Annotated in this window: 24 protein-coding genes, 1 tRNA gene and 1 pseudogene; 6 read left to right on the top strand and 20 right to left on the bottom strand. The window is 54.6% G+C overall.

Going from position 1 to position 25,632, the window contains the following annotated elements; all coding sequences use genetic code 11:
* Nucleotide 1: 1 nt before the first annotated feature.
* Complete coding sequence (locus NITSA_RS02435; protein ID WP_013553443.1) at nucleotides 2-1,696, bottom strand: acetolactate synthase large subunit; 1,695 nt, start codon at nucleotides 1,694-1,696, stop codon at nucleotides 2-4.
* Nucleotides 1,697-1,802: 106 nt separating this feature from the next.
* Here NITSA_RS02435 and NITSA_RS02430 point away from each other — a divergent pair, with 106 nt between their 5' ends.
* Nucleotides 1,803-2,585, top strand: coding sequence for a hypothetical protein (locus NITSA_RS02430; protein ID WP_013553442.1), 783 nt, complete (start codon nucleotides 1,803-1,805; stop codon nucleotides 2,583-2,585).
* Between the two features lie 104 nt (nucleotides 2,586-2,689).
* On the opposite strand, the gene NITSA_RS02425 is transcribed toward NITSA_RS02430, so the two are convergent.
* Complete coding sequence (locus NITSA_RS02425; protein ID WP_013553441.1) at nucleotides 2,690-3,721, bottom strand: Ppx/GppA phosphatase family protein; 1,032 nt, start codon at nucleotides 3,719-3,721, stop codon at nucleotides 2,690-2,692.
* A 38-nt stretch (nucleotides 3,722-3,759) separates the two neighbouring features.
* A complete protein-coding gene (gene ilvA, locus NITSA_RS02420) occupies nucleotides 3,760-4,971 on the bottom strand; it encodes a threonine ammonia-lyase (protein ID WP_013553440.1) in 1,212 nt (403 codons plus the stop codon).
* A 48-nt stretch (nucleotides 4,972-5,019) separates the two neighbouring features.
* On the opposite strand from ilvA, the gene NITSA_RS02415 reads away from it, so the two are divergent.
* Complete coding sequence (locus NITSA_RS02415) at nucleotides 5,020-5,454, top strand: CoA-binding protein (RefSeq protein WP_013553439.1); 435 nt, start codon at nucleotides 5,020-5,022, stop codon at nucleotides 5,452-5,454.
* Nucleotides 5,455-5,708: 254 nt separating this feature from the next.
* Here the strand turns inward: NITSA_RS02415 and dnaK are convergent, their stop codons facing one another.
* The 3 genes from dnaK to rpsO form a co-directional block, all read right to left on the bottom strand.
* Complete coding sequence (dnaK, locus tag NITSA_RS02410) at nucleotides 5,709-7,592, bottom strand: molecular chaperone DnaK (RefSeq protein ID WP_013553438.1); 1,884 nt, start codon at nucleotides 7,590-7,592, stop codon at nucleotides 5,709-5,711.
* A 90-nt stretch (nucleotides 7,593-7,682) separates the two neighbouring features.
* Nucleotides 7,683-8,249, bottom strand: a complete 567-nt coding sequence (grpE, locus tag NITSA_RS02405; protein ID WP_013553437.1) for a nucleotide exchange factor GrpE — start codon at nucleotides 8,247-8,249, stop codon at nucleotides 7,683-7,685.
* A gap of 304 nt (nucleotides 8,250-8,553) precedes the next feature.
* Entirely contained in the window at nucleotides 8,554-8,823 is a 270-nt protein-coding gene (rpsO, locus tag NITSA_RS02400) for a 30S ribosomal protein S15 (RefSeq protein WP_013553436.1), read from the bottom strand.
* A gap of 166 nt (nucleotides 8,824-8,989) precedes the next feature.
* On the opposite strand from rpsO, the gene NITSA_RS02395 reads away from it, so the two are divergent.
* The gene (locus NITSA_RS02395) at nucleotides 8,990-9,394 is read left to right on the top strand and encodes an RrF2 family transcriptional regulator (RefSeq protein ID WP_013553435.1); all 405 of its coding nucleotides are present in this window, start codon (nucleotides 8,990-8,992) and stop codon (nucleotides 9,392-9,394) included.
* A gap of 9 nt (nucleotides 9,395-9,403) precedes the next feature.
* Nucleotides 9,404-10,456 (top strand): DHH family phosphoesterase, encoded by a 1,053-nt coding sequence (locus NITSA_RS02390; protein WP_013553434.1) that lies wholly within the window; start codon nucleotides 9,404-9,406, stop codon nucleotides 10,454-10,456.
* Here NITSA_RS02390 and NITSA_RS02385 read toward each other — a convergent pair.
* Genes NITSA_RS02385 through NITSA_RS02375 form a run of 3 tightly spaced genes read right to left on the bottom strand, consistent with a single transcriptional unit; the run spans nucleotide 10,444 to nucleotide 12,063 of the window.
* Complete coding sequence (locus NITSA_RS02385; RefSeq protein WP_013553433.1) at nucleotides 10,444-11,202, bottom strand: class I SAM-dependent methyltransferase; 759 nt, start codon at nucleotides 11,200-11,202, stop codon at nucleotides 10,444-10,446. The two genes, NITSA_RS02390 and NITSA_RS02385, sit on opposite strands and share 13 nt — an antisense overlap.
* Nucleotides 11,203-11,210: 8 nt before the next feature.
* Nucleotides 11,211-11,780, bottom strand: a complete 570-nt coding sequence (gene recR / locus NITSA_RS02380; RefSeq protein ID WP_013553432.1) for a recombination mediator RecR — start codon at nucleotides 11,778-11,780, stop codon at nucleotides 11,211-11,213.
* Complete coding sequence (locus tag NITSA_RS02375; RefSeq protein WP_013553431.1) at nucleotides 11,767-12,063, bottom strand: Dabb family protein; 297 nt, start codon at nucleotides 12,061-12,063, stop codon at nucleotides 11,767-11,769. The genes recR and NITSA_RS02375 overlap by 14 nt, the downstream gene beginning before the upstream one ends.
* A gap of 128 nt (nucleotides 12,064-12,191) precedes the next feature.
* On the opposite strand from NITSA_RS02375, the gene dnaJ reads away from it, so the two are divergent.
* Nucleotides 12,192-13,328, top strand: a complete 1,137-nt coding sequence (gene dnaJ, locus NITSA_RS02370) for a molecular chaperone DnaJ (RefSeq protein ID WP_013553430.1) — start codon at nucleotides 12,192-12,194, stop codon at nucleotides 13,326-13,328.
* A gap of 80 nt (nucleotides 13,329-13,408) precedes the next feature.
* Here dnaJ and NITSA_RS02365 read toward each other — a convergent pair whose 3' ends face one another.
* The 3 genes from NITSA_RS02365 to NITSA_RS02355 form a co-directional block, all read right to left on the bottom strand.
* A complete protein-coding gene (locus NITSA_RS02365; RefSeq protein ID WP_013553429.1) occupies nucleotides 13,409-13,687 on the bottom strand; it encodes an HU family DNA-binding protein in 279 nt (92 codons plus the stop codon).
* A 399-nt stretch (nucleotides 13,688-14,086) separates the two neighbouring features.
* Nucleotides 14,087-14,172: transfer RNA gene (locus NITSA_RS02360), tRNA-Leu, on the bottom strand.
* A 65-nt stretch (nucleotides 14,173-14,237) separates the two neighbouring features.
* On the bottom strand, nucleotides 14,238-14,546 hold the full coding sequence (locus NITSA_RS02355) for a F0F1 ATP synthase subunit C (RefSeq protein WP_013553428.1): 309 nt from the start codon (nucleotides 14,544-14,546) through the stop codon (nucleotides 14,238-14,240).
* A gap of 239 nt (nucleotides 14,547-14,785) precedes the next feature.
* Here NITSA_RS02355 and NITSA_RS02350 point away from each other — a divergent pair, with 239 nt between their 5' ends.
* Nucleotides 14,786-15,340 (top strand): L,D-transpeptidase, encoded by a 555-nt coding sequence (locus NITSA_RS02350; RefSeq protein ID WP_042203607.1) that lies wholly within the window; start codon nucleotides 14,786-14,788, stop codon nucleotides 15,338-15,340.
* A gap of 89 nt (nucleotides 15,341-15,429) precedes the next feature.
* Here NITSA_RS02350 and NITSA_RS02345 read toward each other — a convergent pair.
* From NITSA_RS02345 to htpG, 8 genes and pseudogenes are all read right to left on the bottom strand, one after another.
* A pseudogene (locus NITSA_RS02345) lies at nucleotides 15,430-17,612 on the bottom strand (polyribonucleotide nucleotidyltransferase).
* Between the two features lie 16 nt (nucleotides 17,613-17,628).
* Nucleotides 17,629-17,886 carry a J domain-containing protein gene (locus tag NITSA_RS02340; RefSeq protein ID WP_013553425.1) on the bottom strand — a complete coding sequence of 86 codons (258 nt, stop codon included), beginning with the start codon at nucleotides 17,884-17,886 and terminating at the stop codon, nucleotides 17,629-17,631.
* Complete coding sequence (locus NITSA_RS02335; protein ID WP_013553424.1) at nucleotides 17,886-20,003, bottom strand: LPS-assembly protein LptD; 2,118 nt, start codon at nucleotides 20,001-20,003, stop codon at nucleotides 17,886-17,888. Before NITSA_RS02335 ends, NITSA_RS02340 begins: the two co-directional genes overlap by 1 nt.
* A 101-nt stretch (nucleotides 20,004-20,104) precedes the next feature.
* Nucleotides 20,105-21,379 (bottom strand): phosphoribosylamine--glycine ligase, encoded by a 1,275-nt coding sequence (gene purD / locus NITSA_RS02330; RefSeq protein ID WP_013553423.1) that lies wholly within the window; start codon nucleotides 21,377-21,379, stop codon nucleotides 20,105-20,107.
* A gap of 335 nt (nucleotides 21,380-21,714) precedes the next feature.
* Nucleotides 21,715-22,374 carry a uroporphyrinogen-III synthase gene (locus NITSA_RS02325; protein WP_013553422.1) on the bottom strand — a complete coding sequence of 220 codons (660 nt, stop codon included), beginning with the start codon at nucleotides 22,372-22,374 and terminating at the stop codon, nucleotides 21,715-21,717.
* The gene (locus NITSA_RS02320) at nucleotides 22,371-23,327 is read right to left on the bottom strand and encodes a cation diffusion facilitator family transporter (RefSeq protein ID WP_083799751.1); all 957 of its coding nucleotides are present in this window, start codon (nucleotides 23,325-23,327) and stop codon (nucleotides 22,371-22,373) included. The genes NITSA_RS02325 and NITSA_RS02320 overlap by 4 nt, the downstream gene beginning before the upstream one ends.
* 51 nt (nucleotides 23,328-23,378) lie before the next feature.
* Nucleotides 23,379-23,660: a hypothetical protein gene (locus NITSA_RS02315; RefSeq protein WP_013553420.1), complete on the bottom strand. Its 282-nt coding sequence runs from the start codon at nucleotides 23,658-23,660 to the stop codon at nucleotides 23,379-23,381.
* A 77-nt stretch (nucleotides 23,661-23,737) separates the two neighbouring features.
* Nucleotides 23,738-25,612 carry a molecular chaperone HtpG gene (gene htpG, locus NITSA_RS02310; protein ID WP_013553419.1) on the bottom strand — a complete coding sequence of 625 codons (1,875 nt, stop codon included), beginning with the start codon at nucleotides 25,610-25,612 and terminating at the stop codon, nucleotides 23,738-23,740.
* Nucleotides 25,613-25,632: the final 20 nt, after the last annotated feature.

Genomic DNA, 25,632 nt, shown 5'->3' with positions numbered 1-25,632 from the left:
CTCATTGATCCTTGTGTTCCAGCAGCATATTATAAAGAGCCCCTCCGGCCGGGACCATAGGCAGGACATTCTCGAAGCGGTCCACCGCGACATTGATGAAGGTCACTTTACCCCCTTCCATCGCCGAGCGAAGCGCCTCATCAAACTCCGCCTTTGTCGTGACGTCATACCCCGCACCGCCGCAGGCTTCCGCCAGCTTTTTCCAGTCGGGCTGATAACTCAGATCGGTCTCGCTGTAGCGTTTGTCGTAGAAAAAGGTTTGCCACTGCCGCACCATCCCCAGGAAGTGGTTGTTGAGGATGATGTTGATCACCGGCACGCCGTATTCGGCCGCCGTCACCAACTCCTGCACATTCATCAGGATCGACCCGTCACCGGTGAAATTGATGACCGTCTTTTCGGGAACACCCACTTTGGCCCCTATGGCGGCGGGGAAGCCGTATCCCATGGTTCCCAGGCCGCCCGAATTGATCCATTGACGGGGACGGTCGAAGGGGTAGAACTGAGCCGTCCACATCTGGTGCTGCCCCACATCGGACGTGATGATCGCGTCGCTGCCGACCAGCTCACCGACCCGCTCGACGACCCACTGGGGTTTGATCACTTCGTCACTGTCGGTATAGCTGAGCGGATGGAGCTCGTCGTAGCGGGCCAGAATATCCCGCCAGACCTGATAGCGGTCGGGGTCCACCTTCTCCCGGATCATCTCCAGCATCTTGTTGACGACCGTCTTGACATCGCCGACGATGGGATAATCCACATCGACCAGTTTGCCGATGTTGGCCGGGTCGATATCGACGTGAATAATATCGGCATAGCGGGCGAACTCCGAGAGCTTCCCGGTCACCCGGTCGTCGAAGCGCGCCCCCAGGGAGATGATCAGATCGGTTTCGCTCATCGCCATATTGGCGGCGTAGCTGCCGTGCATTCCCAGCATGCCGACCAGCAGCGGATTCTTCGCCCCCATGACTCCCCGGGCCATCAAGGTCTCCACAGTGGGGATCTGTGTCAATTCGGCGAACTCTCTGACCTCCTGATAGGCATTGCTCAGGACCGTCCCGCCACCGATATAGAGCAGAGGTTTTTTGGCTTTGACGATCGCTTCGACTGCTTTTTTTATCTGCCGGTCGTTGCCTTTGTAGCGGGGTTTGTAGGTAGGCAGGTTGACATGATCGGGATAGATAAATTCACCCATTTCACCGGTGATATCCTTGGGAATATCCACCAGAACCGGGCCGGGGCGCCCGCTGCGGGCGATGTAGAAAGCCTCTTTGAGGATCCGGGGCAGATCCTCGATGGAGCGGACCAGATAGTTGTGTTTGGTGCAGGGGCGGGAGATCCCGACCGCATCGACCTCCTGAAAACCGTCGGTTCCGATGAGGCTCAGGGGAACCTGCCCGCTGATGACGACCAGCGGAACCGAATCCATATAGGCAGTCGCCAGACCGGTCACGGCATTGGTGAACCCCGGTCCGCTGGTCACCATTGCGACGCCGACTTCACCCGTGGCCCGTGCATAGCCGTCGGCCGCGTGGACCGCCGCCTGTTCGTGCCGGGTAAGGATGTGTTTGAAGGCATTCTGTTTATAAATCTCGTCATAGACGTTCATGATGGCGCCGCCGGGGTAGCCGAAGACCGTCTTGACCCCTTCGGCGATAATCGCCTCGCACACCATCTGAGCTCCGCTCATCTTCATAATGACAACTCCGCTGGATGTAGATTGGGCTGATTATATCAAAAAAGCCCGATAAGGCAATTAGTGTTACAATGCTTCCCAAAGCGCCAAGGAGGGTAAAGAAACGATGCCAAAAATGCTTCCGCTGACACTGCTGATCGGGTTTTTCCTGCTGGGAGGCTGCCAAAAGCAAAAGGCTTCCAAGCAGGTTTCCCCCTACCTTATGACTTCGGCAATGACAAAAAAAGCGCCCCACACCCCTTCCCTGGAGGAGCTGCGCATGGCGCACGAAGAGAAGCTGGCCCGGATCGAAGCCGAAAAGACCAAAGCCCTCAAAACCCTTGAGCTGGAACAATCCAAAAATCGTGAAGCGATGCAAGAGAGGACCCGGGAAATAGAGGCACAAAAAGCCTTGGAGCTCGCCCGGGAAAAAGAGAAGTATGCCCGGCTCGTCGCCCAAAAGGAAGAACGGCTCAAAACCCTGGAAGCCGAAACCGCCCGAGCACAGGCAGCCGCCCGGGAACGGATCGCCCGACTGGAAGCCCAGAGCCGGGAAAAGGTCGAAACCATCAAGGGGGAGTATGCCGGAAAGATCAGCGCCCTGGAAGCCCGGCTGAAAAACCGCTACCTCATCGCGGCCATTTTCCTCATCGTGCTCCTGCTGATCGTCGGTATCCTGCTTTATCTATACCGCCGGAAGAGCCACCTGCGGGAACGGCAGGAGGAGCGGGAGCACGAAATGCGTATGCTGGCCAACCGCCAACGCCACGAACAGATCGAAAAGATCCTGGAAATCGTCGCCGCCAAGACCACCGACAAAGAGGTCAAGATCGAACTGGTCCGCCTCCTGGCACAAGGACCTTTGGATGAAGATCATCCGAAGTTGATCGAATACAAAAATAAAGAGTAACGGAGTAATGAGTAACCGAGTAACTAGTAACTAATAACTAGTAATTTTTCTCCACTGCTACAATGACCAATGACCAATACTCTTGCGACTAAGATTACCGGTTTCTAGTCCCTCGCCGTTTCATCCTCGCAAAGCGAAACCGCCACTCCCTCTCTGAGCCCGTCGTCAATGACAATACACTCCTCAAAGCCCAGCAGATCGAAGAGTGCATCAAAGATCAAAATCCCCGCGGCGATGAGATCATCCCGGCCCACGCCCACCGCCTTTTGACGTTCTTCGGGGTTCATAGCCAAAAGCATCTGGAGCGTCTTCTCCAGATCCTGACGACAGAGCCGGGTCCCGTTGATTCTGGCACTGTCGTAACTTTCGTAATCCATCCCCAACTTCAGCGCCGCCACCGTCGTGGGGGTTCCGGCGGTGGCGCTGAAGAGCCTGGGCTTACCCTGGTGGGCATAGACATCCCCGATAAATCCTTTCAGCGTCGGCAAATGCTTTTCCAGCGCGGCGGGGACATTGCGCCAGCCCCCCGCCTCCTGGCTCAGGGTCACGATCCCCAGAGGAAAGCTCCGGCTGACTATCTCTTCTCGATAGTTGAAAACCAGCTCCGTCGATCCCCCGCCGATATCCACCATCACGAAACTTTCAGCATCGATCCCCAAACGCTTCAGACGCTCTCGCACCGCCAAGAGGGTCAACCGCGCCTCTTCCTCCCCGTCGATCACTTCAAAACGGATGCCGGTTTCATCCTCGATCCTTTGCAGCACCTCCTCACGATTAGCCGCCCGGCGCATCGCCTCGGTGGCCACCGCCCGGATCTTCGCATCGTCGCAGCCGAGCCGCTCCCTGGCTTCATGGACCGCCTCGATCACCCGCCCAATCGCCGCTTCCGATATCCGCCCGCTTTCGACCAGCCCCTCTGCCGTGCGGACGATCTTTTCATACTCGGCGACGAACTCCCGGGAAGTACAGTCATATTTGACGGCACGGAGGGTGTTGGAGCCCAGGTCGAAACCGATGGTATATTTGTGAGTGAGGAGTGAGGAGTGAGGAGTGAGGAGTTCAGGATGACTTTGCTCTGCAAAGTCTTTCTTTTTGGAAGAAGGCGCCGTCTCACGGCGCTTACCGTAGTTCCTCATTCCTCATTCCTCATTCGTCGTTGCAAAAAGCGACGACGCTAGTGTTCTTCTCTGAAGGGAAAACCGTTTTCTCTCAAAGCTTGGCGGATCTTCTCCTGATGTTCGGCTCCTTTGGTCTCCAGGGCCACACTGACGTGGGCATCGCCGAATTCCAGGTCCGTGGAAGTGCGGTCGTAACCGATCTGGACGATGTTGGCCTGCACTTCCCGCATCAGTCCGGCGAAGCGCTCCAGAGCGCCGGGCTTGTCGATGAGGGTGACCACCAGCTTCATCTTTCGGAAAGATTTCATCAGTCCCTTTTCGATGATCAATGAAAGCATCGTCACGTCAATGTTCCCACCGCTGAGCACGATACCGATACGGCTCCCTTTGGGCAGATCCAGATGCTTGTGGAGTATGGCGGCCACCCCCACCGCTCCGGCGCCCTCAACCGTCAGTTTCTGGCGCTCGAGAAGAAAGAGGATGGCATTGGCGATCTCATCCTCTCCCACCAGTTTCATCTCATCCACATATTTGCGGATATACTCCAGGGTCACGGGGGAAGTATCGCGCACGGCGATTCCGTCGGCGATGGTCCGTACCCCGGTGGTGTCGATGGGTTTGCCGGCATCGTAGGAGAGCTTCATCGCCGGGGCACCCGCTGAAGCGACGCCGATCACCTTCATCTCGGGCGAGAGGGATTTGGCCGCCACGGCGCAGCCCGAGATCAGGCCGCCTCCGCCTACGGGGATCACCACCGCATCCAGCTCCGGCTCTTCTTCCAGCATCTCCAGCATAATGGTCCCCTGCCCCGCCATCACCTCTTCGTCGGCGAAGGGATGGACGAAATCCTTTCCCTTCTCCTTCGCGTACTCCACGGCATAGGCATAGGCTTCGTCGTAGTTGCTCCCTTTGAGGATCACTTCCGCTCCGAGCTCCTGAACCCCCATCACCTTGGTCAGGGGGGTCGATTCGGGCATCACGATCGTCCCGTCGATCCCGAAATAGCGGGCGGCAAAAGCGACTCCCTGGGCGTGGTTGCCCGCGCTGGCGGCCACCACACCGTTGCGGCGTCCCTCTTCCACGAGCGAAGCGATCTTGTTAAAGGCCCCACGCAGTTTAAACGATCCCGTGCGCTGGAGGTTCTCTTTTTTCAGATAGATCTCATAGCCGCTCAGTTCACTGAGAATCGGTGCATAGGCCATAGGAGTATGGAGCACCACATCCGCGATCCGCTTCCTCGCCCGTCCGATCTTTTTTAAGTCCAACATTACACATTCCTCTGTAAAATTGAGCAAATTATACGTAAAGGATGCTTTATGGAGTGTGAATTTCCCCGGATCAACAGCAATGAAGAGGAGGTCAGGCGTTATCTGACCGAATGCAGGCGCATCGCCGTCGTCGGAGCCTCCCCCAATCCTGAAAAGGACAGCCACCGGGTCACCAGATACCTCATCGAGCATGACTATACCGTCTATCCCATCTACCCCAAAGGAGAGGAGTTCCTCGGCCAAAAATACTACCGGAGCCTCAAAGAGATCCCCGAACCGGTCGATATGGTGGTGGTCTTTCGCAAACCCGAAGCGGTCGGCCCCATCGCCGACGCCTGCATCGAACGGGGCGATGTAAAGGTCCTCTGGACCCAAAAGGGAATCGTCAATAACGAAGCGGCTGAAAAGGCCAGGGAGCACGGGATCAACGTGGTACAGAATATGTGCGCGATGGTCGAGCACCGGGAGCTAATCGGGGAATAAGCAACTAGTAACGAGTAACTAGTAACTAGAAACCGAATAAGCGAATGATTTGAAAAATAACAAAAGTAAGGGCATCAAGCCCTTTTTCAAAACCTTTTATCCCTTACATAGATTATTCTACTCTTCCAAAACAAAACTAAATTACTTGAATATCACTTGATGACTCAGAGAAGAAAAAATGCAGTTTAAATGTGGATAAGTGGTAAAGTTAGAAAAGAAAAATTTTAATTACTAGTTACTGAAAGCCCGGTGGATTACTCCACCTCGGCGTCGATGACATCGTCATCGGAGGGTTTTTGCTGGCTGCCGCCTTGCTCGGCTCCGCCGGCTTGTTGGGCCTGAGCAGCCTGCTGAGCCAGCTTTTCATTGTGAGCGTTGAGCTCGTTGACCTTGGCTTCGATCTGCTCTTTGGTCGCTGCTTCGTTCTTGAGCAGCTCCTCGAGCTCGGCCACACTCTTCTCAGCCGCTGCTTTGAGACCGGCTTCGACCTTCTCGCCCAGCTCACTGAGGACCTTCTTGGTCTGATGGACCAGGGCGTCGGCTTTGTTCTTCAGCTCGACGAGAGCCTTGCGGGCCTCATCCTCGGCTTTGTGAGCCTCGGCGTCGCGGATCATCTGCTGGATCTCCTCTTCGCTGAGTCCCGACGAACCGGTGATCTTGATCTCCTGGGACTTACCGGTAGACTTGTCGACTGCCGAAACGGTCAGGATACCGTTCGCGTCGATGTCGAAGGTGACTTCAATTTGAGGCACGCCGCGGGGTGCAGGCGGGATACCGGTCAGCTCGAACATACCGAGGGACTTGTTGTCCTTGGCAAACTCCCGCTCACCCTGCACGACATGGATCGTCACGGCAGGCTGGTTGTCTTCCGCCGTGGAGAAGATCTGGGACTTCTTCACGGGGATGGTGGTTCCCTTCTCGATGATCTTGGTGGTCACGCCGCCCAGAGTCTCGATACCAAGGCTGAGGGGGGTGACATCCAGCAGGAGCACATCTTTGACTTCACCGCTGAGGACTCCACCCTGGATCGCCGCACCGATGGCCACAACCTCGTCGGGGTTGACCGACTTGTTGGGCTCTTTGCCGAAGAATTCTTTGACCTTCCGCTGAACCAGGGGGATCCGGGTCGATCCACCGACCAGGACGACCGCCTTGATCTCGTCCTTGCTCAGACCGGAGTCTTTGAGAACCTCCTGGACCTTGGTGATGGTCTTGTCGACCAGGTCTTCGATCAAAGATTCGAACTTCGCCCGGGTGATCTTCATCACCAGGTGCTTGGGACCGGTCTGGTCTGCCGTAATAAAGGGCAGGTTGATCTCGGTCTCGGTAGCGGTCGAGAGCTCTTTCTTGGCATTCTCGGCCGCCTCTTTGAGGCGCTGGAGCGCCATGATGTCGGCTTTGAGATCGATGCCATGCTCTTTTTTGAACTCTTCGACCACATAGTCGATGATCCGGTTGTCGAAGTCGTCTCCACCCAGGAAGGCGTCCCCGCCGGTCGCCAGGACCTCGACCACACCGTCGCCGGTTTCGAGGATGGTCACGTCGAAGGTACCGCCACCCAGGTCGTAGACGGCGATGTTTTCGCTCTCTTTTTTCTCCAGACCGTAGGCCAGAGCCGCGGCGGTAGGCTCGTTGATGATCCGCAGGACATTTAATCCGGCAATGGTTCCCGCCTCTTTGGTCGCTTTACGCTGCGCATCGTTGAAGTAGGCGGGGACGGTAATGACCGCATCGGTCACCGGCTGGCCCATATAGGCTTCCGCGTCCTCTTTGAGTTTCATCAGGATCTTCGCTGAGATCTCCTGAGGTGTATAGATTTTTCCATCGATCTCGACGGCACAGGCGCCGTTCTTGTCGACGACGTGATAGGGCAGACGCTCTTTGGCCTCTTTGGCCTTCTCTTCGTTACACATCAATCCCATGATCCGCTTGATGGAGTAGATGGTCTTTTCCGGGTTGGTGACCATCTGACGCTTGGCGGGATCCCCCACCAGGACTTCACCTTTGTCGGTAAAGGCTACGACAGAGGGGGTGGTGTTCTTTCCCTCTTTGTTGGGGATGATCTTCGCTTCCCCGTTTTCATAGACCGCCATTGCGGAGTTGGTCGTTCCCAAGTCGATTCCAATTGGTTTGCTCATTGTTCGTTCTCCTTTTCTGATTCTTTATCGCTATTATAAGCGTTTTTTTGATTTACCTAGGCAACCTAAGTCACCTTCTGTAAAGTTTTTTTATTTTTTGGTGCTTACCATAGAGGGACGCAGAACACGATCCCTGAGCTTATATCCCTTCTGCAGGACATGGACGATCTCGTTTTGCTCGTGAGCATCACTCTCGACCTGCTGGACTACCTGATGCACATGAGGATCGAAGACTCCCTCATTGGCGATCTCCTCGACCCCATGCTTCTTGAGCACCTTCAGCAGCTGCTCATAGGTCAGAGCGATCCCTTCTTTGATCTTTTCGACCGCTTCGTCTCCTTGGATCTTGTCGATACTCGCCAAAGCGTTCTCAAAAGTATCGATCACACTGAGCAGATCGGTGGCAAAGGCTTCGTTGGCATACATTACGGCCGTCGATTTGTCCTTCTCCAAGCGTTTTTTCATATTTTCGAAATCGGCATGGGCTCGGAGGTATCGATCTTTGTACTCTTCGACCTCTTTTTGGCAGTCTGCCAGTTTCTCTTCACAGCCAAACTCCTCCAACTCCTCAGGCTCCTGGCTCTCGTTTTTCTTTTTCTCTTCTTCCCGGGAGAGCTTTTTTTCGCTCTCTTCGGGACGTTTGTTCTTTTTACTCATCGCTTCCCCCTTTCGGAAAATTTTCTCCATTATATCCATTGAGCTTGGATTTGTCAAGTATCTCTATTGGTATTATATATATGTTTATTTAGTCATAATGACTCAACTAGTATATAGTTATTGGCTACAATGGTAAAGAAACGGAAATATGATAAGTCCAAAGTATGTGATCCTCGTGCAGCAACGATAAATAAAACTGTGTGTGGGAAACTCGGAAATGTTAGAAGGGTAATGAAAAGTATTGGAAAAAATGTAAAAAGATTAAAAAAGAGTTTGAAGTTCCCGGGAAAACCCGGGAGAGGGATCAGTTACGGATACCGAGCGCCTCTTTGATAGTAACGAAACGATCGTAATCTTTCTTACGCAGATAACGCATCAGTCTGCGGCGCTGGCCGACCAGCTTCAGCAGACCAAGTCTGGAAGAGTGGTCTTTCTTGTTTGTCTTGAGGTGATCGGTCAAATATTTGATCCGTTCTGTCAGCAGTGCGATCTGCACTTCCGGAGAACCGGTATCGTTCTCTCCCCGTCCGTATTTAGCGATGATCTCTTGTTTCTTCGCCGAATCCAAAGCCATAATGACCTCCTGATTGGTATAAATTTGGTCCGAAATTATACTGTCCCAAGCTTCAAAGGAGATAAGTCCCCCTCTTTAGAGACCGAAATCTCCTATTAATTAAATTAGAGTAAAATACTCTTAATTATAAAGTTGCATTATCAGTTAAAGAAAAGAGGACGCATCCATGCTATTGACCCGCGCCAGCGAATACGCACTACTTTCACTCGACAAAATCCGGAAATCGGAGCAACCGATCGGCTCCGAACAGTTGGCACGCGAACTCTGCATTCCCAAAAGCTTCCTGGCCAAGATCCTCCACAATCTCGCCAAACAGGAGATCCTCGAATCCCACAGGGGGGCCCAGGGAGGCTTCACGATCAAAGCGGGAATGGACCAGATCTCGGTTTACGATGTAATCCTGGCGGCTGAGGGCAAATCTCCCGCCGTCTTCGATTGCACCCAATACGCGGAGAACTGCCCCAACGGGAGCATCGGCGGATGCGCCATCTCCCCCTTTCTCGCGACTTTTCAGGGCAAGATCGACGATTTCCTCAACGAGCTGACCCTCGATCAGCTCTTTGTCGACTGAGGTGCCGCGATGCGTATCCATCATCTCTCCCACATCGACCTGGACGGTTACGGTTGCCAATATCTTACGACCCGGGCCTTCGACGATATTCAATGCTACAACGCCAACTACGGCCCGGAAGTGACGGCCCGCCTGGGGGAAATTCTCAACCGCATCAAAGAGGAGCGACTCCGGGATCCGGAGAAAGAGTTCCTCATTCTCATCACCGATCTCAACCTGAGTACCAAAGAGTGCAACGCTCTGGAGAAAGGGGCGATGGAAGCGGGAGCCAAGCTGCAACTTCTCGATCACCACGGCACGGGAGCCTCGGCTGCCGAACGCTTTGCCTGGTATACCCTGGACACTTCCCGAAGCGCCACGAAGATCACCTACGACTGGCTGCGGGAGCACTTCGGCTTCGACCCGGAAGGTCACTATGAAAAGATCGTCGAAGCGATCAATGCCATCGACATCTGGGTGGAGGAGAGCCCCTACTTCCCCTACGGCAAAGTCCTCCTGGGGATGATCAGCGGAGCCCGGGAAGTCAACCGAATCCTCTTTCCCGATGAGGACCGCGCCTACAAGCTCAGCCTCATCGACACCGCGGCGAAGATCCTGGAAGATGTGCCTCTGGAAGAGGCGCCGATCGTGCTGGATGAAGCGCTGCATAGCCACAAGAAAGCCTTCTTCCGCCTGGAGAAGAACGATACCAAGGACAACCTGGTCGCCAACTATGTCACCCGGCTGCTGAGCCGTGAAAAGGATCGGTTGACTATCAACTATAAAGGCTACAAAGGGTTATTGGGTTACAACGTGGGCAATACTTCCCTCATCGGTAACGCCTTTCTCCTCGCCAACCCTGATTACGACTTCTATATGGATGTCAACTCCCGGGGCAATTTCAGCCTGCGGAGCAACAACAAGCTCGACGTCTCCGCTATGGCGGCGGAGATCGGCAACGGCGGCGGCCACCCCAACGCCAGCGGCGGCAAGATCGAAAACTACAAAGACTCCTTCGTCTACAGCGACCTGAGGGACTTCATCCAGAACTATATCGACGAAAAGAGTGCTCAGCCCTCCTGATGGGCAGCACCCACGACCCTCAGAAGCACCTCTTCATCCAAAAAAAAGCCGTTTTCACAGCAGGCTTCCATTGCCTGCCTGAGCTGATCGATCATTTTTTTTCCCTCTGCAGGGTCAAGCAGCAGTGCCGAGGGGCGAATCAGACCTTCACCCCACTCCTCCAGTCTCTCCCGAGAAATACGCCGGTGGCGGTAAATGATCCGATCCTCTTCCAGGCTCACCCCGGCGCGCTGCAGAGCATTGCGCCAGACATTCGCCGGGGGATATTCGATTCGCTCCACTTCTTCCCGGCATCCCCGATCCCCGAGCACCCGATCCAGAACTTCGCCGGCAGCCTCCAAGTGACCGTTCAGAGGCAACTCCATCAGCAGCCTCCCGCCCCGTTTGAGCGCCCGGACGAGATGGCGGATCGCACGTTCCGGCTGATGCATACGATAGCCGGGATCGAGGAGGATGATCCCGTCAAAGCGCTGCCGATCACTCAAATACTCTGCCTGGGCCAGAACCGCTCTTACCCCGGCCTTTCTCGCCTTCACCGCCTCCGCTTCGGACTGGACACAGAGCAGAAGCTCCGTGCCTCTTTTCTGCCAAGCTTCCAATACCTGCAGATCCCCATACCCCAGCACCAGAATCCGTTCACCCTCTCGGGGATCGAGAAGTTCCGACAGGCTCAGGCTCTTTTGGGGGCGAAACGCTTCGGGCAGAGCGGAAGGCGGCGCCATAAAATCCAGCAGAGATTTGGGCATAAAACCTCCTAGACGCGCACCCGGTCTTCCAGGGCCCGGGAGAGGGAGAGCAGATCGATGTTGTCCAACTCCACGCCGGTGGGAACTCCCTGGGCGATCTTGGTAAAGACCAAGCCCCGGTCACTCAGACGATCCTCGATATAGAGGATCATCGTATCGGTGGCGATCCCGGGAGGGAAGGCGAAGATCACCTCCTCCACCCCCTCCACGATCTCGTGCAGGTGGCTCTCATCCAGCTCTTCGATGGAAGAGAGGATATAGTAGAGTCCCTCGTACTGCCCCGATTCTTCGATGGTAAAGATATCCTTGGCGCTTTGGACGATACAGAGCTTGCTCCGGTCCCGGCCCGGATCGCTGCAGATCCCGCAGAGCTCATCTTCGCAGATCGCGTGACAACGCCGGCACGTTCTGAGGCTACTCACCGCATCCTCGATCGCCTGGGCGAGCTTGAGCCCGCTGAAGCCCTGCTCCGTCACCAGATGATAGGCCAGGCGTGTCGCCGTCTTGCGCCCGATGGTCGGCAGAGCATTGAAGGCTTCAACCAGCCGTTCGAAAGATTCGACTCTATACCGTTTCATAATCCACGACTTTGCTGTACTCGGCTACGCTCTTGATGTAATCGATCACCCGCAGATGCTCGGGATGCACCGCATATTCCTCCAGCCCCTTGCGGTCATCGAAGGTGGTGGTCAGCACCAGGTCCATAGCCCGCTCTTCCTCGGAGAAATTGATCCCCGTTTCCATACTGCGCAGCGAAGGGACCTGCTCAATCAAAGCGTCAATACGCCTTTTCGCTTCCCTGATCCGCTCATTTTTGTCTGCCGCTTCAGCGAATTTGATCATAACGATATGGACAACCATGCGCTTCATCCTCCCCACAATTTTGCCGAATTATAACCTAAATAATTATGGTAAAATTCTGACAACTTTTATCCTGTTAATCCCAAAATTCCCAGAGATCAGACAGTAAAATCAGGAGCGATTTCCCAATGACAAGCGTCGACTATTATGAAATTCTGGAAGTGAGCCGTGACGCCACGGCTGCCGAGATCAAAAAGGCTTACCGCAAACTGGCACTGCGCTATCACCCCGACAAAAACCCCGGGGATCCCGAAGCCGAAGAGAAGTTCAAGCTCATCAACGAAGCTTACGGGGTCCTCAGCGACGAAGAGAAACGGGCCATCTACGACCGCTACGGCAAAGAGGGCCTGGAGCGCCAGGGTGCCGGGTTCCACGCCGACAGTATGGATGATATTATGGATATTTTCAACTCGATGTTCGGAGGGGCCTTTGGAGGCGGATTCGGCCGATCCCGACGTACCCAGAGCGGAGCCAACTACGCTATGGACCTGGAAGTGGAGCTGGAGCTAAGCTTCCAGGAAGCAGTCTTCGGTTGCGAAAAAGAGATCGACCTGCAATACAAAGCCCCCTGTGACGCCTGCCGGGGCACCGGAGCCAAGGATGGGCAGCTCCAAACCTGCAGCACCTGCGGAGGACAGGGGCAGATCGTGATGCGCCAGGGATTTATGACCTTCGCCCAGGAGTGTCCCCACTGCCAGGGACGCGGACAGGTCGTCAAGGAACCCTGTCCCGAGTGTCAGGGGCGCAGCTATCAGCTCAAGCATGAAACTGTGCTGCTCTCCATCCCTGCCGGAGTCGATACCGGCAACAGGCTCCGTATCCCCGCCAAAGGCAACGAAGACCGAAACGGACGCCGTGGGGATCTTTACGTTCTCTTCTATGTCGAAGAGGATGAGCATTTCGTCCGGGAGGGGAACAACCTCTACATCGAAGTCCCAGTCTTCTTCACCCAGTGCGTTATGGGCGGTGAAATCACAATCCCTTCTCTCGACGGAGAGTTGGAACTGGATCTCAAACCCGGCACGAGAGACCGGGCACAGTTCGTCTTCCGTGGCAAGGGAGTACCTGATGTCCATGGCGGACGCACCGGCGATCTCATCGCCCAGATCAAGATGATCCTCCCCAAAAAGCTCAACGCAAAACAGGAAGAGCTGCTCTCAGAGCTTCAGGAGAGCTTCGGCGTCGAGAGCCATCCTCACAAAAACCGCTTCGAGAACGCCTTCGAAAAGATAAAAAGCTGGATCAAGGGAAAAAAATCGGAATAGACAACTCTATGTTTTACAATTGGTTTTGGATTGTAAGGGTAAGTAAGGGGGAATAAAAAGCCGGTAAACCCCGGCGGGGATTACTTGGCGACAGCGTCCTTGATGGACTTGCCGAATTTGAACTTGGGTGCGGTGTGAGCCGGCTTGGTATAAGTCTTGTCCGTTCCGGGAACCTTACCGCTCTTCTCGGGAACTTCAACGGTGCTGAAAGTTCCGAAGCCGACCAAGGTAACAGTCTCTTTTCTTTTCAACGCCTCTTCGATCGCCTCGGTAAATGCCTTGATGGCTTTCTCAGCGGCAGCCTTGCTCTCATAACCGCCTTTTTCTTGTACAAGCTCAACAAATTCAGCTTTGGTCATAGTAATCCTTTCTCTCAATTGATTGATACCCACTCATTATAGATATCACTTTCTTATAAGGCGTTTAAAAACTACCCGCCCACAGCCCATAAACCGGAATATGAGAAGATAAAAAGCCTTTTATCTCTCCTCCACTTTTCAAAAGCTTGAAAATATGATCCGGCCGTCACCTTCCGCCAATTGTCGTGAAGCACACAGTTGTCTTATTCCGGCTCACGACAAATTCGGCCGAAAAGATAATAAAACATAGATATTAAATTTTTGCTTAGAATCAAAATTTCTAGCGAAAAAATGAGATAAATGGGCTCGGACCTCACAAAAAAAATTCAAAAAAATGTGATGATTAAGATATAACGCTAAAGAATTATAATCGTGGAGAAATGTGTGGGATAATTCGTATGGTGCGGCAGAGAGGATTTGAACCTCCACGGGCTTGCGCCCACCAGCCCCTCAAGCTGGCGTGTCTACCGTTCCACCACTGCCGCGTGGGAAACGTCTTTTGACGTGGGCGGAATTATAACCGCACCACGCTTAAAGAACTCTGAATCTCTTAGCCGAGGAAAGGGTTGGCGTAGAGAGCGATCAGAGCGATAACCAGGGTATAGATAACCTGGGCTTCGATCATCGCCAGGGCGATGAACATAGTGGTCATGAGCTTACCGCCCAGACCGGGGTTGCGTGCGGTACCGGCGATGGTAGCGGCGGCAGTATGACCCATACCGATGGCTCCACCGAGTGCAGCCAGACCCAGACCGACACCTGCGGCGACGACAGAGTAAGCCTGGATCATGGATTGACCTTCTTCACCGGCCAGAGCAAAGGCACCGAGTGCCAGGAAAAGTGCAAAAAACTTTTTCATAAAGTTTCCTTTTGAATAATTTTCGGTTTTCGGTCCCGTCGACCATCTTTCGGAAGTCCGTTCGGCTTGCGTAAACAAACGGAAAAACCCGTTTGCCAACGGCGACATAAATGCCCACCGTTTCCCTACTTATCACTTCCAATAAAGACGCCGATATTATACATCGAAGAGATTAAGAGCCGATTGAAGCGTCGTGGATTTCAACGCGGGCCGGAGAGCTTTCTGCTAGAATGTCGCCTATGAAACAGATAGTGAAACTCTTGATTTTTATTTCCATCGCTTTATTGCCTCTTGCCGCTCGCGAAGTGATTCCCCTGAGCAAAACCCGCTTCGAAATCCGCTACGACAATGGACAAAGCCGCACCGTCAATCTCAAAGGGAAAGAATTTATCGTCGTCTCCGTACGTGAACCCGGCAGCGACGGCCGCTTCTACGCCGTGGACCGCGACGGGGTGGTCTGGTGGACCGGAGCCGTCACCTCGGGGGCCGATGATTACAAAACCCCCTCAGGGATCTACCCGGTACTCTATAAAAAGCGTCACCATATGTCCACCAAGTATCCCGATCCCTCCGGGGAGAACAATATGGATTTCAGCATCTTCTTCACGCACCAGGGGCACGCCCTGCACAAAGGGAGTGTCAACTGGATGAGCCACGGTTGTATCCACATCGATCCGAGGGATATCTGCACCCTCTTCCGCTGGGCCAAGCCGGGCAGGACCCACGTCATCATCACCCGCCACAGCTATATGCCCTTCGCCCGGCCCGACCTATTGCGTTTTCATTTGAAATAGTTTTATTCGAGCAAAACTATTCAACAAGCTGTTAGGGCAGTCTAGATCATTCAGGTTCAAAGCTCATCTTCTCCCTCAACGCTCAGCGCTCAACCCTTATATTCGGGAAGAGCCAACTCCACCTTGCGATCCTGCTGACTGAGTACCTTGACTTCGATCGCATCACCCGGTTGGAAATCTGCAGGGCTTTTGCCCGGCATTTTGGAGCTATGGAGCAGCGCATCGTATCCGCGCCGGGCAGTTCCACAAAAAGCCCGTAATCGGCGATCCGCTTGACGGTCCCCTGATAGGTCGCGCCCACTTCGTATTTGGGAACCTTGGGCTCCTCTCGGGACGCGATCCCCTCGATGTGTTCCCTGGCGGCTTTGACCTTCTCCCTGTCGGCGCCGGTCACTTTGACTTTGCCCTTCTCGCGGTCCATGTCGATCTTGACTTCGAACTTCTCGATGATTTCCCGGATCGTGCTTCCCGCCTTGCCGATGACATGGACGATCTTTGAAGGATCGATATGGAAGTGCTCGGCGACGGGAAGCGCGGCACTCGGCACGATACTCTTTTGAGCCTCCTCCATCAGGTCCAGGATATGGAACCTCGCTTTTTTCGCCTGGGTCAGCGCTTCGCTGAGAATCTCGAGATCCAAACCGCCCAGCTTGATATCCAACTGCATCGCCGTGATCCCTTTGCGGGTGCCCGCGACTTTGAAATCCATATCTCCGTCGTGATCCTCCAGCCCCATAATATCGGTCAGGACCCGATGGCGGTCCCCCTCTTTGACCAGCCCCATAGCCACACCGGCCACCAGCGCGCTGATCTCCGCCTCGGCCGAGACCAGGGCCAGAGAACCGGCACAGACCGTGGCCATAGAGGAGGAACCGTTGCTCTCCAGGATCTCGGAGACCAGCCGGATGGTCCGGGAGAGTTCCCGGTCGATGACTGGCTCCAACGCCCGTTTGGCCAGATTGCCATGCCCCAGCTCCCTTCGGCTGGGGGCCCCGATGGGACGGGCCTCCCCCACACAGAAGGGCGGGAAGTTGTAATGGACCATAAAACGCTCTGTCCGCGGACTCCGCTCCGTGAGCAACTCATAAAGCTGCCCCTCTTTGCCCTCTCCCAGGGTCACTGTGGCCAAAGCCTGAGTCTCCCCGCGGGTAAAGAGGCAGGAGCCGTGGACACTGGGCAGGAGATTGGTCTCGATACTGATGGGCCGCACCTCATCCGGCTTCCGTCCGTCGGGACGTACCCCCTCCTCCAGGATTTGACGGCGGAGCATCTCCCGCTTGACCGCTTCGATGGCGCGGTAGACGACCAGGGGCTCCCGGTGGATCCCGTGCTCGACGAGATAAGCCTCCACCTCCTGCACCACCTCGTCGATAATGTCGGCGCGTTCACTCTTGGAGAGACCCGCGAGGGCTGAAGCGATCCGATCGCTGAACTGCTCACGCACCAGCGCCGTCAAATCCTCCAGCTCGGCCCGGTCGATCACAGGAGGGAACTCCCGGATCTCAGCCTTGAAAGGCCGCAGGGCCTCTTCGTAACGGCGACACGCTTCGGCGATCTCCCCCCGGGCTTCCCCGATCAGAGCGATCAGCTCCTCCTCCGGCAACTCGTTGCTCTCCTGATGGGGAAGCAGCACCGGCATCGGCCCCATCAAAAGCTCGGGCTCGGGAATCTCTTCGACTTCGATGACTTCTGTGGCTTTGGCCGCCATTTCGATCATCAGCAGCTCTTCACCGCTTCCTACCAGCAGCAGATCCAGCGCACTCTCTTCCATCCGGCTCAAAGGAGGGTTGAGCCGGCGTTCTCCGTCGATCTTGCCCAGTCGGACCGCCGCTACGCTCCGTTCCACAGGAAGATCGGAGACCAGAAGGGCAGCATTGGCCGCGTGAAGCGCCGCCACCTGAAGATCCACCTCAGAATCGGCGCTGAGCACCAACACGGTGATCACCGTGGGATAGGCGAAATCCTCGGGGAAAAGGGGACGCAGAGAACGGTCGATGATCCTCGATGTGAGTGTTTCGAAGTCGCTGGGCTTGCTTTCGCGCTTGACAAAACCTCCCGGAATCTTCGCCGCGGCGTAAGCCTTTTCTATGTATTGGACCGTCAAGGGCAAAAAGGGTTCATGGACCGCTTTGTCACTGCTGACCACTGTGGCAAGGATCATAGTTTTCCCCTGGCGATAGAGAACGGAACCGTCGGTTTGTCGTGCCACCTTGCCCAGGGTAAAACTCTCCTGCAATCCGTTGCTTGTGATCTCGATTATTTTTTCCTGCATCTTTTCTTTATTCCTTTTACATTTTGAATTTATCATTTAAACTCGCCTGGGGATTGTGGCGGTTGATCTCCTCCTCGTCAAAACGAAAGCGAAAATTTTCCACATACTCCATCAGCGTCTCATAAGCACGGTTGATCTCCCCCATGCGCGCCGCGTCCCCTTCGTCACGGTCGGGATGGTAGCGCCGAGCCAATTGGCGGTAGCGCTCCTTGATCTCCCGACGCGTCACGAGCGAGGGCAAGCCCAGGATTTCCAAAGCCTTACGAATATCCATCAGCCGCCTACATTTTGGAACGAGCGACTTCCTACCCCACCAAAGGGCACGAGGTTGAACTGGAACATTACGGCGTTGTTATGAATGGACCCGCCGCCGCTTTTCGTCAGGACCGGGGTGATATCCTGTTTGAAAGCCAGAGTAATGTTCCAACATTTCCGATCAAAGGTAAATCCGGCTTCCCAATTTTTGGAACTCTTCTCTTTGAAATCATAACTGTAGCTTCCAAACCATGTCCACTGATCGCTCTGCCGAAAATGCAGATCGAGGCTCATATCGTTTTGGGCCAACTTATGTTCATCGTTCTCATACTCTTTCCGGGTTTGGGAGATTCCCCAATCCACTTTTTCCCCATGATAGGAAAGGGTATTGGCCAATTGACTCAAAGAGTGGTAGCGTATCGAATAGTCAAACCGGGTACTGAGTGTATAGGATCCGTAATGCATATGAAACTCCTGCCGCAGGAGGTTCCAGCGGGAATCGTTTTCGGGATAATAATCTGCGACCACGAGATAATCCATAGCGAAGGGAGCATCGTAAGATTCCCAGTAGTGATGCATTTTCAGTGCTACGCGGCTATCGTAGAGCATATTCAAATCAAAATCGTTGATCTGAGCTTTCGGAATATCCTCGAAATGAAGATCGCCTTCCGCCAAAAGCGTGCTCTTCGTATAGCCCAGCCCCAAAAGCATCGTATGGACCCCGCTCTCATAACCACGGACCATATCACTGTTCAGTTCGATATTGTGGTGAAGAGCCAGCGCCGCATAATGGTCCTCAGAAAAATTCAGGGACCCCCCCTCCATAAACTTGGTATCGGAGGCAATGAGTTTCTCTTCGACCGTCAAGTTCAAATAATCATCGAAGAGCGGCATATGAAACTCTACCGGGAATGTCGCCATACCCCTCAACGCACGAACGCCGTCTTCACGCCAATAGTTGTGGAGCTGGGCATCGATGCTGTAATGAAGATAATCGGTCCCCAACTCCGATGAGAACTTGTGATACTGCAAAGCCGGTAATTCCTGAATCGTCTCATTGTTCTCCAGGCTCGTCGTATCGATGAAATAACGGGATCTCAAACCGAAATACTGTTGATCGTTGTAAAGAAAGTAGTTGAGCCGGGACTCTTTGAAACGGCTGGTCTCCTCCAGATGGGAGAGCGTACTGTATTGCAGATTGGAGTAATCGATATCGTTGAAGAGGTCAATATTGGCATAGAGGCCGTCGCGATATCCCTCGGGCTTCCAATCCCGCAGGAAATTGCTGCTCTCATAGAGAAGTTCGAAGCCGTAGTGGGAATCGTTTTTCAGATTATGCTCATCGACGAAAGAGTTTTTGTCTTTGAAATAACCGGTTCGGATCGTCCCTTGAGACCAGGGGCTGTCGACGAAACGGAAGGTGCCGTAGAGTCCATATCCCCGGGTCGTACGGATCGAAGGATTGAGTTCCAGGTCCATGCTAGGTGAGATTGCCCAGAAATAGGGCTGTTCGTAGTAGAACCCCTCGTCGGCTCCATAGCCCAGGTGGGGCATCAGAAATCCGGAGTGCCGCTGCCGCTCCAAAGAGAAGCCGAGATAGGGGGTATAGAGCACCGGGACTTTGCCGGCATAGAGTTTGACATCCCTCAGACGCATATATTTGCTTGTAGAATCGTAGACTGCTTTGCCGAAGTGGACCGACCAGTCGGGATTGTCGACGGAGCAGCTGGAGAGGACACTGTTGTTCAGGGTGTAATTACCATCCTGTTTCTCCGCGCTCTCGGCGTAGACCCAGATATCGTCCCGGTCACTGCGATAGAAGTCGCTGAAGGTCACCCGGTTTTTCCCCGCTTCGAATACGACCCGATCCGCCAGGACTTTGCCGCCCTGCCGGCTGAGGATTTCGACATGTCCTTCGACGACGATCCGATCCGCCTCCCGGTCGTATTGCGCCCGATCCCCGAGAAATAGGGTCCCGTCGTAGGCCAGGACCACATGGCCCGTGGCATAGACCGTATGGCCCTTACTGACGAAGCTGTCGGCGAAGAGTTCCGCCTTTTGTCCCTGATCCTCAAGCTCCTGTGAGGCAAAGAGTACTCCCGAGCAGAAGAGAAAAAGGAGCAGGAGAGTACGCATCAGAGATCCTTTCCCTTCATCACAGGGGCCTGGGTGAACTTTTCCCGGACTGCAGCCTCCCGCTTCGGGGACTCAAAAAGCTGCATTCCGGTAACCATGGATCACTCTTCCAGAGCCTGATAGGCGATATCTGTCCGGCATTGCTTGCCGGCGAAATGCACCTGCCCCACCAGCATATAGGCCCGATCCCTCGCTTCGCGGATCGAATCTCCCAGGCCGACACAGACCAGAACCCGACCGCCGGTGGCATAGAGCTTGCCGTCTTCTCCCCGGCTCACTCCCGCAAAGGAGATATGGCTGTTTTGTTTCAATTCATCATGGTGGATCTCATCGAGAATGATCTCGGCAGGTTCACTCGATTTATAGGGATAGTTCTTGCTCGCCATCACCACCCCGACGGCATAGCGATCGTAAAACTCGATCTTGGCTTCTGCCAGCCGGCCGGTCGCCGCTTTGTAGAAAAGTTCGCTCGCCGGCGATTTGAGCAGCGGCATCAGCACTTCGCACTCGGGATCGCCGAAGCGGACATTGTATTCGAGGATATAGGGCTCGCCCTTCACCACCATCACCCCTATAAAGAGCACACCGGTAAAGGGCATCCCCTCCTTTTCCATCCCCGCCAGCGTAGGCCGGATGACCCGCTCATCCAGCTTGCGATAGATCGATTCGTTGACCAGGGGCGTCGGCGCGTAAGCACCCATCCCGCCGGTATTGGGCCCCTTGTCGCCGTTGAGGAGACGCTTGTGGTCCTGCGCCGCCGGGAGCACGACATAATCTTTGCCGTCACACACGGCAAAGACCGAGAGTTCATAGCCGTCGAGGAATTCCTCCACGACAATCCGGGAACCCGCCTCACCGAAGGCTTCGCCGCTGAGCATCCCCCGGGCCGCCTCCCTCGCTTCATCACGTGAGGGAGCGATGATTACTCCCTTCCCGGCACAAAGCCCATCTGCTTTGACCACGATGGGAGCTTCGAGGGTATCGATGAACTCGGAAGCTTTCTCAAAAGAGTCGGTTTCGATATACCGTGCGGTCGGGATCCCATACCGGGCCAGAAAATTCTTCATAAAAATCTTGGACCCTTCCAGTTGGGCGGCCTTGGCCGAGGGACCGAAGATCGTCAGGCCCTCTTCCTGGAAAATATCGACGACTCCGTCGACCAGAGGAGCCTCCGGACCCACGATCGTCAGGTCGATCCCCTGCTCCTTGGCAAAAGCCGCCAACTCCCGGTAGTCGCCAATCGCCAGATTCTCACCCAATTGGTCGGTAGCACCGTTTCCCGGGGCGAACCAGATCTTTTCCACCTCCGGGTCGCGCTGAAGCGCCAAGCCTATCGAATACTCTCGCCCTCCGCTTCCTATGACCAGTACCTTCATTCAAGCCTTCCCTTCACTTTGAGAAATGAGTGCAAGGCAAAAACTATTTGCATTCCACTTATTCCTCAACCGATCGATAACCCCCCAGGTGGCCGTATTTGCTATGTGTCGGCCCTGATAAGCCAACGATGGAGGAGTGAGACAGCCTTCAGGGGGCGGCATCTCGCCCGTTTCCGGGCTCAAACGATGTCGCCCGCACACCGGCCGTCTACCGGCTCCTCCAATACTTTATGTGTTGGACCCCATAAGCAAGTAGGCGAACCACCCAGGGTTGAATAGATTATAACCAATAGGGAGTTAGCTGAAAATAAAAAAGAGAGGCAGCTTCGTTGATATCATTTAGTATCAGGCAAGATTTCCGCCCATTGGCGCGCCCGGGCGATGCACGCGGCGATCGTCGGCTCCTCGGCCACGGAAAAAGAGGGCCCTTCGGGCAGATGAGCAAGGGTCGAACGGCCGATCACCACGGCGTGATAATCATCCCGCCAGGCGAAGTTTTCCAAGAAGCAGTGGATGGTCGAGGGAGAGGTGAAAACGATGACCGATCCGGGCTCCGGGGCCTCCTCGGGCGTATAGTCCCGGCAGCGGGTCTCATAGAGGATCTGATCCTTGAGCGTAATCCCCATACGCTCCAGATACCCCCGGCTGTCAAAGGAGACCTTTTTGGGACGAAGGTAGAGGAGTTTCCGTTCCCGAAAACGTTTGACGACCTCCTGGGCCAAACTCTCACCGTAGAAGGAGTCGGGGCGAAAAAGTACCTCTCCCCCGAGCGTTTCGATCTGGCGCTGGGTAGCGGGACCGATGGCGATGGCGGGCAGGCGTTTCCAATCGGGATCGATCGCTTCGGCACTCAGTACCGCCTGCTTGGAAGTGAACATCAGCGTATCGCACCCCTGATAATCGATACGGTCGGCGACGAGAGCGAATCGGATCATCGGCAGGGGGATTGTTCCGGGATACTCCACGGGAGAGGTGAGATAGATCCTGGGGTTCACGCCCTTGCTCCTCCCGACTCTTTTTCGACATTCCCCTCCGATTCGCAGGCGAAACGGAACTTCCCCTCGTAGTAGATCTCGTTGAGATGTTCGTCATCGTAGGGATCGAAATGGGGAGTGATCACCCACCCTTTGTTGGGATCCAGGGAAGCGATCTTGCACTCGAGCTCCTCGGCGATCCGGTGGGCCTCTTCCAGGGTCATTTCCGGGGTGAGCACCAGATGAAATTCGACGAAATTATGGGTGCCGTCAGTGCGGGTCTTGAGCCAATGATAGCCGTTGACCTTGGGATGATTGCCGATGATCTCCCCGATCTTCGCCACCATCTCGCTGGGGAGGGAGCGGTCCAGAAGAATCATCACCCCCTCCTCGATGATCTCGTAAGCGGAGTAGATGATATAGAGTCCGATCCCCAGACCGAAAAGGGCATCGATCCAATCCCAACCGGTCAACCACACGATCACCAGGGCCGCCACGACGGCGCTGTTGCTCAGGAGGTCGGTCTGGTAGTGCAGCGCATCGGCTTTGATCACGATGTTGTCGGTCTTTTTGGCCACCGATTTCAGGTATTGCACCAGGAAAAAAGTCACGACTATGGAGAAGAGCATCACCCCCAGGGAAGTCCCCAGATATTGGGTCGTCTTTCCCTGAAGGATTTTGCTGATCGCTTCATAGATGATAAAAAGACCCGAAAGGGTAATGATCGTTCCCTCGATCACCCCGGCAATGGCTTGAATCTTCCCTTTGCCGTATGGAAACTTGTCGTCGGGATGCTCTTCCGCCTTTTTGATGGCAAAAAAGTTGAAAAGGGAGACCCCCATATCGAGAATCGAGTCGATGGCGGAAGCCAGGACCGCTACCGACCCGCTCATAATTCCGACAAAGAGTTTGACAAAGGTGAGAAGAGCCGCGGCGGAGGTGGAGACGACCGTCGCCCGTCGTTGGGCAGACATCTCCCCTAGTTTATATTGGAGGTTGGCCATAAATTCGGATCAGAGAAGGGATCAGGAACCGATACGGGCCACAGGGGACTGGGCGCGAACGGTATTTTTTCCTTCGTAAGCCCCTCGACAATAGCCTGCAGGGACTTCCCAGGGATAATAGTGGGCGACCCCCATGCAGTTGTGAGGCCCCTTGACGAACGCTTCTGTTTCGACGACCGAATATCCGTCGTGTGCACAGGGATCATGCATAAAGCCCTGCCGACAGTCGGCCGCATTGGCCAGGGCTCCGAGCGCCAGGAGCAATGTGGCGGCTGTGGCAATTTTTTGACTTGTTCTTTTCATTTTCATTCCTTTACTCGAGAAAACCTGTCTACTATCTTACCACAGCTTCAAGGCTCCTCTCCTAAAAAGCCGCTCGCCTACAGAGCCCGGCTGAGCAGATCGGCGACCCGGCGGGCGAAAGCGACCTTGTCCCCGGGCTCCAGGCCCTCGGCCAGCTTGGCGCTGTCGAGCAGGACCCAGGCGCTCTCTTCGAGGATCCTCTCATCCTCGGTCTCGGCGAGCTTTTTGATCATTTCGTGTTCGGGGTTGATCTCCAGGATCAGAGGAATTTCCGGCGCCTCCTGCCCCATCTGGCGGAAGAGATGGCGCATCTGGGCCATGGGATCGCTGCTGTCGGGCACGACACAGCTGGGACTCTCACTCAGGCGAGTCGTCAGGCGGACCTCTTTGACCGCTTCACCCAGGATCGTTTTGAGCTTCTCCACCAGAGGTGTGAAGGTTTCGCCGTACTGCTCGAGCTTCTCCTTGTCTTCCACTTCGGGAGCGTCCACGGTGGCAATATCGACGAATTTCCACCCTTTGTACTCGCCGATGGCGGGAGTGACGATCTCGTCGATCTCCTTGTCATCCATAATCAGGACTTCGATATCCGCCTTGCGGTAAGCCTCCAGCAGGGGGGAGTTACGCAGGAGATGTTCATCTTCGCCCACGATGTAATAGAACTCTTTTTTGGTCTCCCCTTCCCGCTCACCGGCACGTTTCATATAGTAGTCCAGCGAAGTCATTCCCTCGACCTTGCTGCTCTTGTAGCGGACGATCTCCAGGAGGCTCTCTTTGTTGAGATGATCGGTGAAGATCCCCTCTTTGATGAGTTTGTTATACTGATCGATGAAGCGATCGAACTTCTCTTCGTCGAGCTTTTTGATGGCGGCGAGGATCTTTTTGACCGAAGCCTGGCGGATGTTGGCCAGAATGCGGTTCTCCTGCAGGATCTCCCGGCTGACGTTCAGCGGCAAATCTTCGCTGTCGATGATCCCCCGGACGAAGCGCAGATAGAGCGGCAGGAGCTCCTTCTCGTCATCGGTGATGAAGACCCGTTTGACATAGAGCTTCACTCCGGGTTGGAAATCGGCCCGGAAAATATCCGCCGGAGCGGTCCTCGGGATATAGAAGAGGGTCGTATACTCCAGGCTCCCCTCCACCTGGTTGTGCGTCCAGGTCAGGGGCTCTTCGCTGTCATGCCAGAGCGTGGAGTAGAATTCGATGTAATCTTCGTCTTTGAGCTCACTTTTGGGGAGGGTCCAGAGCGCCTTGGCTTCATTGACCTGCTCGCTCTTCTTGACCTTCTTCATCTCGACCTTGTCCCCCTCGCCCACATTCTCCTCCTCTTCATAGTGGAGGAAAATGGGATAGGGGATATGGTCGGAATATTTCTTGACGATCTCCTTGACCCTCCAGTGATCCAGAAACTCTTTGGCATCCTCTTTGAGTTTCAGGTAAACCACGGTTCCATGCTCGTCTTTGATCACGGGCGTGATCTCATATTCCCCGGTCCCGTCGCTGCTGAATTTCCACGCCTGATCTTCACCCGCCTTCTTGGTGATGACATCGACCCGTTCCGCCACCATAAAGACCGAATAGAACCCGACGCCGAACTGGCCAATTAGGTTGTTGTCCTTTTTCGCATCCCCGGTGAGCTGCTCCAGGAAAGCTTTGGTTCCCGATTTGGCGATGGTCCCGAGGTTGTGGATCAGGTCCTCTTCGTTCATCCCGATCCCGTTGTCGGTCACGGCAAGAGAATTGTCCTCTTTGTCGATCTTGATATTGATCTTCGGATCCCACGTTTCGTTTTTGAACTTCTCGTCCGTCAAATGGAGATATTTGAACTTGTCCAGCGCATCGTTGGCGTTGGAGATCAACTCTCTAAGGAAAATCTCTCTATGGGAATAGAGGGAGTGGGTCATCAGTTGGAGCAATTGTCCGATCTCTGTCTGATACTCGTATTTGGCCATGGCATACTCCTGGTTTTTTT

This window comes from Nitratifractor salsuginis DSM 16511, assembly GCF_000186245.1.
Taxonomy (GTDB): Bacteria; Campylobacterota; Campylobacteria; order Campylobacterales; family Sulfurovaceae; genus Nitratifractor; species Nitratifractor salsuginis.
This window is presented reverse-complemented; position numbering and strand designations above follow the sequence as displayed.